This window comes from Rhodococcus sp. LW-XY12 (assembly GCF_019317345.1).
GTDB classification, from domain to species: Bacteria; Actinomycetota; Actinomycetes; order Mycobacteriales; family Mycobacteriaceae; genus Rhodococcus; species Rhodococcus pyridinivorans.
Map to the genome: position 1 here is coordinate 2080413 of NZ_CP079225.1, position 11928 is coordinate 2092340.

At 68.5% G+C, this 11928-nt stretch carries 12 protein-coding genes; 7 read left to right on the forward strand and 5 right to left on the reverse strand.

The features are described from left to right. The first annotated feature begins 195 nt into the window (after positions 1-195). Together recA and recX are read left to right on the forward strand one after the other, a co-directional pair. Entirely contained in the window at positions 196-1239 is a 1044-nt protein-coding gene (recA, locus tag KXC42_RS09825; RefSeq protein WP_006551292.1) for a recombinase RecA, read from the forward strand. Positions 1240-1335: 96 nt separating this feature from the next. Further along, the gene (gene recX, locus KXC42_RS09830; protein ID WP_033096537.1) at positions 1336-1953 is read left to right on the forward strand and encodes a recombination regulator RecX; all 618 of its coding nucleotides are present in this window, start codon (positions 1336-1338) and stop codon (positions 1951-1953) included. Positions 1954-2009: 56 nt separating this feature from the next. Here recX and KXC42_RS09835 read toward each other — a convergent pair whose 3' ends face one another. The 4 genes from KXC42_RS09835 to KXC42_RS09850 all read right to left on the reverse strand — a co-directional run bounded on the left by KXC42_RS09835 (position 2010) and on the right by KXC42_RS09850 (position 5349). Next, positions 2010-2918 (reverse strand): amino acid ABC transporter permease, encoded by a 909-nt coding sequence (locus tag KXC42_RS09835; RefSeq protein WP_006551295.1) that lies wholly within the window; start codon positions 2916-2918, stop codon positions 2010-2012. After that, entirely contained in the window at positions 2915-3595 is a 681-nt protein-coding gene (locus tag KXC42_RS09840; protein ID WP_006551296.1) for an amino acid ABC transporter permease, read from the reverse strand. Before KXC42_RS09840 ends, KXC42_RS09835 begins: the two co-directional genes overlap by 4 nt. A 123-nt stretch (positions 3596-3718) precedes the next feature. Next, positions 3719-4552, reverse strand: a complete 834-nt coding sequence (locus tag KXC42_RS09845) for a glutamate ABC transporter substrate-binding protein (protein ID WP_006551297.1) — start codon at positions 4550-4552, stop codon at positions 3719-3721. 68 nt (positions 4553-4620) lie between these two features. Further along, positions 4621-5349: an amino acid ABC transporter ATP-binding protein gene (locus KXC42_RS09850; protein WP_006551298.1), complete on the reverse strand. Its 729-nt coding sequence runs from the start codon at positions 5347-5349 to the stop codon at positions 4621-4623. 225 nt (positions 5350-5574) lie between these two features. Here KXC42_RS09850 and miaB point away from each other — a divergent pair, with 225 nt between their 5' ends. Both miaB and KXC42_RS09860 read left to right on the forward strand, forming a co-directional pair. Beyond that, entirely contained in the window at positions 5575-7104 is a 1530-nt protein-coding gene (gene miaB, locus KXC42_RS09855) for a tRNA (N6-isopentenyl adenosine(37)-C2)-methylthiotransferase MiaB (RefSeq protein WP_024100683.1), read from the forward strand. After that, complete coding sequence (locus KXC42_RS09860; protein WP_016692697.1) at positions 7092-7685, forward strand: hypothetical protein; 594 nt, start codon at positions 7092-7094, stop codon at positions 7683-7685. The genes miaB and KXC42_RS09860 overlap by 13 nt, the downstream gene beginning before the upstream one ends. A gap of 76 nt (positions 7686-7761) precedes the next feature. On the opposite strand, the gene KXC42_RS09865 is transcribed toward KXC42_RS09860, so the two are convergent. Continuing rightward, complete coding sequence (locus tag KXC42_RS09865; RefSeq protein WP_219130256.1) at positions 7762-9174, reverse strand: DUF349 domain-containing protein; 1413 nt, start codon at positions 9172-9174, stop codon at positions 7762-7764. Positions 9175-9323: 149 nt separating this feature from the next. Between KXC42_RS09865 and KXC42_RS09870 the strand changes: the two genes are divergently transcribed. The 3 genes from KXC42_RS09870 to dapF are packed head-to-tail and all read left to right on the forward strand — an operon-like array spanning position 9324 to position 11873. Further along, entirely contained in the window at positions 9324-10037 is a 714-nt protein-coding gene (locus KXC42_RS09870) for a hypothetical protein (RefSeq protein ID WP_219130257.1), read from the forward strand. Then, positions 10034-10996: a tRNA (adenosine(37)-N6)-dimethylallyltransferase MiaA gene (gene miaA, locus KXC42_RS09875; RefSeq protein ID WP_006551303.1), complete on the forward strand. Its 963-nt coding sequence runs from the start codon at positions 10034-10036 to the stop codon at positions 10994-10996. The genes KXC42_RS09870 and miaA overlap by 4 nt, the downstream gene beginning before the upstream one ends. A gap of 10 nt (positions 10997-11006) precedes the next feature. After that, positions 11007-11873: a diaminopimelate epimerase gene (gene dapF, locus KXC42_RS09880; protein WP_006551305.1), complete on the forward strand. Its 867-nt coding sequence runs from the start codon at positions 11007-11009 to the stop codon at positions 11871-11873. Positions 11874-11928 lie beyond the last annotated feature (55 nt).

Consider the following 11928-nt stretch of genomic DNA (forward strand, 5'->3'; position numbering starts at 1 on the left):
AGACCATTCCTGGCGTACACGAAGCGACCGGATTTCGAACACGTGTTCGGCTATGCTGGGAACGCCGGGTGGGTTGTCCACAGGTGGTGATTCCATCCACAGATACGGCGTTTCCGCGGTCGCGACAGCGAACTTGTCGGTGCCGGGTTCTAACGTCGTCGACAACAAGGACGAGATTCTATTAAGGGGACCAAGATGGCAGCACAGGCTCACGACCGCGAGAAGGCGCTCGAGCTCGCCCTCGCGCAGATCGACAAGAGCTTCGGTAAGGGCTCGGTGATGCGCCTGGGCGAGGACGTCCGTCCGCCCATCGCAGTCATTCCCACCGGGTCGATCGCACTCGACGTGGCTCTCGGTATCGGCGGCCTGCCACGCGGGCGCGTCATCGAGATCTACGGCCCGGAATCCTCGGGTAAGACGACGGTGGCCCTCCACGCGGTCGCCAACGCGCAGGCCGCCGGCGGCATCGCGGCGTTCATCGACGCCGAGCACGCCCTCGATCCGGACTACGCGCGCAAGCTCGGTGTCGACACCGACGCCCTGCTCGTGTCCCAACCCGACACCGGTGAGCAGGCCCTCGAGATCGCCGACATGCTCATCCGCTCGGGTGCGCTCGACATCATCGTCATCGACTCGGTCGCGGCGCTCGTGCCCCGCGCCGAGATCGAGGGCGAGATGGGCGACAGCCACGTCGGTCTCCAGGCCCGCCTGATGAGCCAGGCACTGCGCAAGATGACCGGTGCGCTCAACAACTCCGGCACCACCGCGATCTTCATCAACCAGCTGCGCGAGAAGATCGGCGTGATGTTCGGCTCGCCCGAGACCACCACGGGCGGTAAGGCGCTGAAGTTCTACGCCTCCGTGCGTCTGGACGTGCGCCGGATCGAGACGCTCAAGGACGGGGGCGACGCGGTGGGCAACCGCACCCGCGTGAAGGTCGTCAAGAACAAGGTCTCGCCTCCGTTCAAGCAGGCCGAGTTCGACATCCTGTACGGCCAGGGCATCTCGAAGGAGGGCTCGCTCATCGACATGGGTGTCGAGCAGGGCTTCATCCGCAAGTCCGGCTCCTGGTACACCTACGAGGGCGACCAGCTGGGGCAGGGCAAGGAGAACGCCCGCAAGTTCCTGCTCGAGAACACCGATGTGCGCGACGAGATCGAGAAGAAGATCAAGGAGAAGCTCGGCATCGGTGCCGTTCTCACCGATCCGAGTGATGTCGAGGAGCCGGTCGACTTCTAGTCACCGCCCACGGGGGCACGGACGCACGTCTTCCGTGCCCCCGTGGCGTATCCGCACCCGGCCGCGCTGTCGGTGCGTCCGGCTACTGTGCGCGTCATGGACGACTCCGAGGAACGACGCCCCGACGCCCGGCGCGAACGACGCGGACGGCGGCGCTCGGCTCGCACCGAGCAGGAACTGCCCGGCGGCGGCACCGAAGCGCAGGCCAAGGACGTCTGTCTCCGTCTGCTGACCGATCGGGCACGCAGCCGATCCGAGCTCGCGACGAAGCTCGAGCAGAAGGGGTTCGCGTCCGACGTCGCCGAACGTGCCCTCGACCGTCTCACCGAGGTCGGGTTGATCGACGACGCGGATTTCGCCAACCAGTGGGCACGTTCACGGCATCTGCACGCGGGGAAGGGTAAGCGCGCGATCGCACTCGAACTGCGCCGCAAGGGAATCGACGCCGACGACGCGGCGGCTGCCCTCGAGCAGATCGACACCGCCGACGAACGGGAACGGGCGGTCGAACTGGTCCGCAAGAAGCTCCGCACCCAGCCGCCGCTGCCCACCGAAGGGGATCGGCGCGAGATCGCGGCCGAACGCGACAAGTTGGTGCGGCGGCTGGTCGGGATGCTGGCCCGGCGCGGCTACGCGCAGGGGATGGCGTTCGATGTCGTGCGGGAAGAACTCGCGACGTTCGGTGCCGACGCGAGCGACCTCCCGCACGACTGAGCCCGACTGCGAAACGCCTGGGCTCGACTGCGAACTTCGCAACCGCAGTGCTGCTGTTACTTGCGGCCCTCGCCGCTCAGGTCCAGGCCCGGCACCGACATCGTGGGCATCGTCTGCGGCTCTTCGGCCGCCACGGCACCCTTCTTCCGCTTCCCGGATCGCAGACGCTTCTCGAGCCAGATCGCGAACTGTGTCAGCGCACTGTTGAGGATGATCATGATCGCCGCGACCACCAGCAGCGACGGCAGGTAGTTCTGGAAGAACGCGCCGAGCTGCTGGCCGGAACGCACCACTTCGACATAGCCGATGAGGTAGCCGAGCGCGGAGTCCTTGAGCGCGATCACCATCTGCGACACGATCGCCGGGAGCATGACCGTCACGGCCTGCGGCAGCAGGATCAGTCGCATGAGCTGGTTCTTCCGCATGCCGATCGCGTAGGCGGCCTCGCTCTGACCACGCGGAAGCGATCGGATGCCCGCGCGCACGATCTCGGCGATGACCGAGCCGTTGTACAGGGTCAGGCCGGTGATGACCGCCGCGAGCGCGAGATATCCGGACTTGAAGACGCGGTACTCGGCGAACACCTGGTAGGCGAAGATCATCAGGATCAGCACCGGGACGGCGCGGAACAACTCGACGATCGTGCCGGCGATCCAGCGGACCCACCGGTGGTCGGACAGACGCGCGATACCCAGGACCGTGCCGAGCACGAGTGCCAGCACGATCGACGCGACGGCCGCGATGATCGTGCCGCGGATGCCGGGCAGCAGATAGGTGGTCCAGCTGGACGATTCGACGAACGGCTCCCACTTGGCGGCCGTCAGCTGTCCGTTGGCGTCGAGCGCGCGGTAGACGATCCAGCCGACCAGGACGAGGAGCGCGACCACGACCACCGACAGGATCCGGTAGAGCGCCTTGGCGCGGGGCCCGGGTGCGTCGTAGAGAACGGTTCCGTGTGCACTCATCGGGCGACCTCGTATCGCTTGCTGAGCCGGCCGAAGAGCAGGCCGGTGGGAAGGGTGAGGATGACGAATCCGAGCGCGAAGATGCCACCGACGACGAAGATGGCCGCTTCGTTCTCGATCATCGTCTTCATCAGCAGCGAGGCCTCGGACACGCCGATGACGGAGGCGATCGTCGAGTTCTTGGTCAACGCGATGAGCACCGAACCGAGCGGGGCGATGACCGCGCGGAAAGCCTGGGGGAGGACGATCAGGCGCAGATTCTGGCTGAAGGTCAGACCCAGCGAGCGGCCGGCCTCCGACTGTCCGAGCGAGACCGTGTTGATGCCCGAGCGGAGCGACTCGCACACGAAGGCCGCCGTGTAGACGCTCAGGCCGAGCACAGCGAGTCGGAAGTTGTTGTCCACCAGGAAGGTCGGCGACGACTCGGAGGCCAGCTTGATGCCGAGCGTCTGGGACAGACCGAACAGGCAAAAGATGATGATGAGGGTCAGCGGGGTGTTCCGGAAGATCGTCACGTAGGCGGCGCCGACGGCACGCGCCACCGGGATGGGGGACACGCGCATCGCGGCGAGGATCGTTCCGAGGATCAGTGCACCGATCGCCGAGATGACGGTCAACTGGATCGTGGTCCAGAACGCGTCGAGTAGCTGGCTGCTGTACTTGCTCAACAGATCCACAGGTCACTCCGGGATCGAGGGGACGGGTGGGAGTCCGGAACGGTCCGGCCGGTCCGTGGGATTACGGACCGGCCGCACCGCCGGACGTGACGGGTGGTACCCGTACTCGGTGACGATCGACACTCAGTAGCGATCGACGCTCGGCTGCTCCGGGAGCTCGTAGCCCGAGGCGCCGACCGTCTCCTGGAATGCGGCCTCCCACGCACCGCTGGCGATCATCTCCTCGATCGCGTCGTTGATCGCATTGCGCGACTCGTCGTCGCCCTTGGCGAGACCGATGCCGTAGCGCTCGGTGGTGAACGGCTCACCGACGACCTTGAAGTCGCCCGGGCTCTGCGCGGCGTAGCCGGCGAGGATGATGTCGTCGGTGGTCACCGCGTCGACCGCGCCGTTGCGCAGCGCCTCGACACACAGCGAGTAGGTGTCGAACTCCTGGAGCTGGACGTCCTGCGCGTAGTTGTCCTTCACGTTCTGGGCCGGGGTCGAACCCGCCACCGAGCACAGGCGCTTGCCGCCGTTGAGCGAGTCGGGTCCGGTGATCTCGGTGTCGTCCGCGCGCACGAGGAGCGACTGGCCCGCAATGAAGTACGGGCCGGCGAAGTCCACCTTCTCCTTGCGGGAATCGGTGATCGAGTAGGTCGCGACGATGTAGTCGACCTCACCGTTCTGGATGAGGGTCTCGCGCTGGGCGGACGGAGCTTCCTTGAATTCGATGTTCTCCTCGGACACACCGAGCTGACCGGCGACATACTTGGCGACCTCGACGTCGAACCCGCTGAACGAACCGTCCGGGTTGCGCAGGCCCAGGCCCGGCTGGTCGAACTTGATACCGACCGTCAGGGTGCCGTTCTCCGCGGACTGCGAGACACTGCGCGTCTCGTCGCCACCGCACGCCGTGGCGACCACTGCCACGGCGACGGCGCCGATGCCCAGGCGGATGGAGCGGGACAATTTCATCGAATACCTCCGGTGCGGTTCGGAACTACGTCCGACGGACCGGGTGGCCCGTCGGTGCGGGAATCAGGTCAGTGACTGAGGATCTTGCCGAGGAAGTCCTTGGCGCGATCGGATTTCGGTGCGGTGAAGAAGGTCTCGGGATCGGTGTCCTCGACGATGCGACCGTCGGCCATGAACAGAACGCGGTCGCCGGCCTTGCGGGCGAATCCCATCTCGTGGGTGACCACGACCATCGTCATGCCCTCTTTCGCGAGGGAGGTCATCACGTCGAGGACCTCCTGGACCATCTCGGGGTCGAGGGCGGAGGTGGGCTCGTCGAACAGCATGACCTTGGGATTCATCGCGAGCGCGCGTGCGATCGCCACGCGCTGCTGCTGGCCGCCCGACAGCTGCGCCGGGTATTTGTCGGCCTGATTGGCGATCCCGACCCGGTCGAGCAGCTGCATCGCCGACTCGCGGACCTTGTCCTTCTTGATCCTGCGCACCTTGAGGGGGCCGAGCATGACGTTCTCGAGGATCGTCTTGTGGGCGAAGAGGTTGAACGATTGGAACACCATGCCGACGTCCGAACGAAGGCGGGCGAGTGCCTTGCCCTCCTCCGGCAGCAGGGTGCCGTCGACGTGGATCTCTCCCGAATCGATCGGTTCGAGCCGGTTGATGGTGCGGCAGAGGGTCGATTTGCCCGAACCCGACGGGCCGACGACGATGACGACCTGTCCTCGCGGAATCTCGAGGTTGATGTCCTGCAGTACGTGCAGGGATCCGAAATGCTTGTTCACCCCGTTCATGGAGATCATGGACGAGCTGGTGTCCGACTTCTCGGACGGACGATCCGTTCCGGCGGCCGCTGATGTCATATCTGCAGACCCTATGCCGTCCGACGCCCGAGACTTCGCATTTCGGGACACCTTCGACACGCGCGTCACGGGATTTTTACTGCACGAGCAGTATCGGATACCTCGACGGGGCCCGCGCCGCCGGCGCGAGGAAAGGGGACCCGCCGAGGTGAGATACCCTGAGACGTGTCACTGATCGACGAAGAAGCCCCCCGTACCGGTGCCCGGACCTACGAGGTCCGCACCTACGGCTGTCAGATGAACGTACACGACTCCGAGCGTCTGTCGGGGTTGTTGGAGGACGCCGGCTTCACCAAGGCCGCGCCCGGCGCGTCACCGGATCTGGTGGTCTTCAACACCTGCGCGGTGCGGGAGAACGCCGACAACAAGCTGTACGGCAATCTGAGTCATCTGCGTCCGGTCAAGGACGACAACCCCGACATGCAGATCGCCGTCGGAGGCTGCCTGGCCCAGAAGGACCGCGACACGGTCGTGAAGAAGGCGCCCTGGGTCGACGTGGTCTTCGGCACGCACAACATCGGCAATCTCCCCGCACTGCTCGAACGCGCGCGGCACAATCGCCGTGCCGAGGTCGAGATCCTCGACGCCCTCGAGGCGTTCCCCTCGACGCTGCCCGCCAAGCGCGAGTCGTCGTACGCCGGATGGGTGTCGATCTCCGTCGGCTGCAACAACACGTGCACCTTCTGCATCGTGCCGTCGCTGCGCGGCAAGGAGGTCGACCGGCGCCCGGGTGACATCCTCGCCGAGGTGCAGGCGCTCGTCGACGAGGGCGTGCTCGAGGTGACACTGCTCGGCCAGAACGTCAACTCCTACGGCCGGTCCTTCGCCGATCCGGAGCAGCCCCGCGACCGGGGCGCCTTCGCGTCGCTGCTGCGCGCGTGCGGCGACATCGAGGGCCTCGAGCGGGTGCGCTTCACGTCCCCGCATCCGGCGGAATTCACCGACGACGTCATCGACGCGATGGCGCAGACCCCCAACGTGTGCCCGCAACTGCACATGCCGCTGCAGTCCGGCAGCGACCGGATCCTGCGCGCCATGCGCCGCTCGTACCGCAAGGAACGCTTCCTTGGCATCATCGAGCGGGTTCGGGCCGCGATGCCGCACGCCGCGATCACCACCGACATCATCGTCGGTTTCCCCGGTGAGACCGAGGAGGACTTCCAGCAGACCCTCGAGGTCGTCGAGAAGGCGCGTTTCACCAGCGCGTTCACCTTCCAATACTCGAAGCGTCCCGGCACGCCCGCAGCAGACATGGAGGGTCAGGTCCCCAAGGCCGTAGTGCAGGAGCGCTACAACCGTCTGATCGCGCTGCAGGAACGCATCACCCTCGAGGAGAACCGCAAGCTCGTCGGCACGGAGGTCGAACTGCTCGTCGCGGCGGGGGAGGGTCGCAAGAACGCCGAGACCGCCCGGATGAGCGGGCGTGCCCGCGACGGCCGCCTCGTCCACTTCCGTCCCGAGGGCGCGATCGACACCGCGGTGCGTCCCGGCGACGTCATCACGATCGTCGTCAGCGACGCCGCGCCGCACCACCTCGTCGCGGACACCCCGATCCTCACGCACCGCCGTACACGTGCGGGCGACCACTTCGAACAGGGCCGGTTGCCCAAGACACCGCCGATCGGTGTCGGACTCGGACTGCCGAGCATCGGCGTCCCCGACCCGCTGCCGCCTCAGATGGGATGCAACGCATGACCACCGACAAGCCGCACGATCACCACGCGACGGGTGACGTACGCGCCGAACTCGAAGCCGCCGAACGGAAGGTGGCGAGCGACATCGACCCGGGCGCCCGGGCGATGTTCGTCGCGATCGCCGTCCTGATCCTGCTGGCGACCTTCAGCCTGCCCCACGCCGGATCCGCCAACGGGTGGGAGGTGCTGTCCTTCGCCCCGGACGCGACCACCGAGGAGATCGGTCTGCCGTCGCGGCTGTTCGTCGGCTTCGCAGTGGTCTTCGCCGGGCTGGGCTCGATTCTCGCGCTCGTCACCCGCAAGTGGGCGTTGGCGTGGGTGTCTCTGGCCGGCTCGGCGGTGACCATCGTCTTCGGCATGCTCGCGATCTGGTCGCGCCAGACCCTGCCCGTCGAGTCGTCCGCCGCGGGACCGGGATTCGGTCTCGTGATCGGCTGGTTCGCCGTCATGGTGATCGTCTTCCACTGGGCCCGCGTGGTGTGGGCGCGGACCTCGGCCCAGCTCGAGGCCGAGGCCGAGTTGCGGAAGGTCGCAGCACAGCACGAGCGGCCCCGCCTGATGCGCGACGACCCCGAGGCCTGACGCCTCCGGCACGAACACGACGATCTCCCTCTCCCGGACCGGGAGAGGGGGATCGTCCGTCTCGGATGTCGCGGGGTCAGCGCTCGCCGACGGCACCTTCGGCCGCGGCGGCCCACTCGCGCCACTGCGCGGCCTGGGCGAGAGCCTTCTCGGCCTCCTTCGCCCGGCCGGCGGCGGTCGCCTTGGCGGCCTGCTCCTCGAACTGACGCACCCGCTCACGGAACTGGGCCGCACGCGCGAGGGCCTCGGGATCGGAGCGGCGCCACTCGGAATCCGCGGCCTCGCGCACCTTCTTCTCGATGGCCCGCAGACGGCCTTCGAGATCGTGCATGCGCTCGCGCGGCACCTTGCCGATCGCCTCCCACTGGTCCTGCAGCTCGCGCAGGCGCGCCCGGGCACCTTCGAGATCGGCCGACGGGTCGATCGAGGAGGCCACCTCGAGCAGGGCCTCCTTCGCGCGGGCATTCTCCTCGAACTCGGCGTCGCGCTCGGCGTTCGCGGCGTTGCGTGCGGCGAAGAAGACGTCCTGGGCGCCCTTGAACCGCTTCCACAGCTGGTCGTCGGCGTCCTTCGGTGCCCGTCCGGCCGCCTTCCACTCGGCGAGCAGGTCGCGGAAGGCCGCGGCGGTGGCACCCCAGTCGGTGGAGTTCTGCAGCTCCTCCGCCCGGGCGACGAGTTCTTCCTTGCGGCTCTTCGCCGCGGCGCGCTCGCGGTCGAGTTCGGCGAAGTGGGCTCCGCGACGCCGGTTGAACGCCTCGCGTGCCTTCGAATAGCGACGCCACAACACGTCGTCGACCTTCCGGTCGACCCCGCGGATGGTCTTCCACTCCTCGAGGATCTCGCGCAGCCGGTCGCCCGCGGCCTTCCATTGGGTGGATTCGGCGGCGATCGTCTCGGACTCGGCCGCGAGGGCCTCCTTGCGGGCCGTGCTCTCGGCGCGCCGACGCTCCTTTTCCTGCTTGGCGAGAGCCGCAGCCTCCTCGGAGTGCTCGATGATCGCGGTGAGCCGGGCGGCGAGCGCATCGAGATCACCGATGACGGCGGCGGTCGGCAGCGACTCGGCCAGTGCCTCGGCGGCCGCGCGGGTCTTCTTCACGTCGGCGGTGCCGGAGGTCAACCGGGTCTCGAGGATCGCCACCTCGGTGACGAGATCGTCGTAACGGCGTCCGAAGTGCGCGAGGCCCTCGGCGGCGTCGCCTGCCTGCCACGATCCGATGCACCGCTCGCCCTCGCTCGTGCGGACCCATGCGGTGCCGTCCTCGTCGACGCGTCCGAACCGACTCGGATCGCTCGCGGGCACCGCCGGGACGTGAGGGTGCGTCTGGGCCGCGACGGGATGCGGCTTCGGGGGTGCTGCGGTGGAACTGCCGTTCTCTCGGCCCGCGGGGCCGGGCGTCGCAGCATGGGCTCGGGGTGTGGCGGGACCGGGACGCGGGGTCCGCTCCTGCGTCGACTCGCCGATTCGGTCCTGTGCGTTCGGGTCGCTCATCGATACCTCATCTCTGCCGCGCGGCACGGCTGCCTGGTCGCATGGGTCTACCGCCGGTCGATCCCGGGGCTCCGCGATCGTGTCCGCTCACTATTGAAACAGGTCGTGTCCATGCAGGGCGCCGGGTCCGGTGGACTACGGTTGCCGATGTGTTGACCGCCGCGGCGTTCGTGCCGTCCCCACCGCTGCTCGTCCCCGAGCTCACCGGTCTCGCCGTCTCCGAGACCGACGATCTGCGCGAGGCGGTTCTCGAGGTCGGTCGTAGCCTGTCCGGTGCCGCGGAATGGGTGGTCGTGGGAGCCGAGACGGCCGAACAGACCGTTCCTTCCACCGCGCGCGGAACCTTCCTCGGGTTCGGTGTCGACGTCACGGTGCAACTCGGTCCTGAGGCCGCCGGTGAACCCGATCCCGCGCTCGCGTTGACCGCGCTGGTGGCCGGCTGGATCCGCGACCGCACGGCACCCGGCACCCACGTGACGACCCACGTGGTGGCCGCCGACGCCGACGCCGCCCACTGCGCCGATCTCGGCCGCGACCTGCGTGCGCAGCTCGACCGCGACGATCTGCCGCGAGCACTGCTCGTCGTCGCGGACGGAGCGACGACCCTCACCGCCAAGGCGCCCGGCGCCTACGATCCGCGCTCGGAGGAGGTCGAGGCGGCCCTGGCCGCAGCGCTCGGCGCCGGCGACACGGAGGTGCTCGCGGCGCTCGACCCCGACCTGTGTTCGGACATCAAGCTGACCGGCCGCGCTGCCTGGCACGTCCTGGCGGCCACCCTCGGAGCGCGCCCGCGCTCGGCGTCCGTCACCTACTCCGCCGCGCCCTACGGCGTGGGCTACCACGTGGGGAACTGGACACCGTGAGCGCAGAAAGCACCGGTCCCGCCGACACGCTCGTACCGATCGCGGTGGTGGGCCCCACCGCCACGGGCAAGTCCGATCTCGGACTGGACCTCGCCGAAGCGCTCGGCGGCGAGATCGTCAACATCGACGCGATGCAGCAGTACCGCGGGATGGACATCGGGACGGCCAAGCTGGCACCGGACGAGCGTCGCGGGATCCCGCACCATCAACTCGACGTCCTCGACGTCACCGAGACCGCGACGGTCGCCCGCTACCAGCAGGCCGCGATCGCCGACGTCGAGGCGATCCTCGGCCGCGGCCGCCTCCCGATCGTCGTCGGCGGATCGATGATGTACGTGCAGGCGCTGCTCGACGAATGGCAGTTCCCGGCGACGGATCCGCAGGTCCGTGCCAAGTGGGAGGCGGTGCTCGAGACCGAGGGGCCCGCCGCGGTCCACCGGGCGCTGCAGAGCGCCGATCCCGCCGCCGCGGCGACGATCCTGCCCACCGACGGCCGCCGCATGGTCCGCGCGCTCGAGGTCGTCGAGCTGACCGGGCAACCGTTCGCGGCGTCGCAGCCGACGATCGGTGAGCCCCGCTGGGGCACCGTGATCCTGGGCGTCGACCGCGACACCGCCGAACTCGACGACCGCATCGCGCGGCGCACCGACCTGATGTTCGAACGCGGCCTCGTCGACGAGGTGCACGGACTCCTCGAAGTCGGGCTGCACGAGGGCGTCACCGCACGTCGCGCGATCGGCTACGCACAGGTGCTCGCGTACATCGACGGGGAGTACGACCTCGACCACGCACGCGAGCGGACGTTCATCGGGACCCGGCGCTACGTGCGACGGCAACGCTCGTGGTTCCGCCGCGACCCGCGCATCCACTGGCTCGACGGCGCCGACCCCCACCTGCTCGACGTCGCGTTGCGGGCCGTCCGGGACGCACGCACATCACCGGCCTCACCAGCCCGATAAGGTAGCGCGCATGGAGTTCAGCAAAGGGCACGGAACCGAGAACGACTTCGTGATCCTTCCGGATCCCGACGCCCGCCTGGACCTCGACGCAGGCCGGATCGCGGCCCTGTGCGACCGGCGTCGCGGGCTCGGCGCCGACGGTGTGCTCCGCGTGGCCCGGGCCGGGGCACTGGTGTCGGCCGGCGCGCTCGGAGAACTGCCCGAGGGCACCGACGCCGACGACTGGTTCATGGACTACCGCAACGGCGACGGATCCATCGCCGAGATGTGCGGCAACGGTGTGCGGGTGTTCGCGCACTATCTGACCGCGCACGGGTTCGAGGACCGCCGCGAGTTCGTCGTCGGCAGCCGGGCGGGAGGCAAGCCCGTCACCGTGCACGAGACAGGACCGGTCCTCGGCGAGGTGACCGTGGACATGGGGACGGTGCGCACCCTCGGCGAGTCGGCGGCGACCATCGACGGGCGGGTCTATCCGGGCATCGGCATCGACGTCGGCAACCCGCACCTCGCGTGCGTGGACCCGCACCTGAACGACACGAGCCTTGCCGGTCTCGACCTCACCTCGCCCGGCTTCGACCCGGGCTTCTTCCCGCACGGGGTCAACATCGAGTTCCTGACCCCGATCGCGGCCGGGACGGTCCACATGCGCGTCCACGAACGCGGCGTGGGGGAGACCCGCTCGTGTGGAACCGGCACGGTGGCCGCGGCTGCTGCAGCCCTGCGCTTCGACGGCGCATCCGACGGCGCGGTGCAGGTGCGGATCCCCGGTGGCTCGGTCGAGGTGCGCATCGAGAACGGTCGCGCCTGGTTGCGCGGGCCGTCTGTGCTGGTCGCGACGGGTGAACTCGACGACACCTGGTGGTCGGCGCCGATCTGATCGGCGCCGCTCGGCCCGGCCGGCGCGCACTTGGGTACCCCCCGCGCGGATGCGG

Coding starts and splice junctions, on each gene's coding strand:
- recA (WP_006551292.1), top strand. CDS start 196: ATGGCAGCACAGGCTCACGACCGCGAGAAGGCGCTCGAGCTCGCCCTC.
- recX (WP_033096537.1), top strand. CDS start 1,336: ATGGACGACTCCGAGGAACGACGCCCCGACGCCCGGCGCGAACGACGC.
- KXC42_RS09835 (WP_006551295.1), bottom strand. CDS start 2,918: ATGAGTGCACACGGAACCGTTCTCTACGACGCACCCGGGCCCCGCGCC.
- KXC42_RS09845 (WP_006551297.1), bottom strand. CDS start 4,552: ATGAAATTGTCCCGCTCCATCCGCCTGGGCATCGGCGCCGTCGCCGTG.
- KXC42_RS09850 (WP_006551298.1), bottom strand. CDS start 5,349: ATGATCTCCATGAACGGGGTGAACAAGCATTTCGGATCCCTGCACGTA.
- KXC42_RS09860 (WP_016692697.1), top strand. CDS start 7,092: ATGCAACGCATGACCACCGACAAGCCGCACGATCACCACGCGACGGGT.
- KXC42_RS09865 (WP_219130256.1), bottom strand. CDS start 9,174: ATGAGCGACCCGAACGCACAGGACCGAATCGGCGAGTCGACGCAGGAG.
- dapF (WP_006551305.1), top strand. CDS start 11,007: ATGGAGTTCAGCAAAGGGCACGGAACCGAGAACGACTTCGTGATCCTT.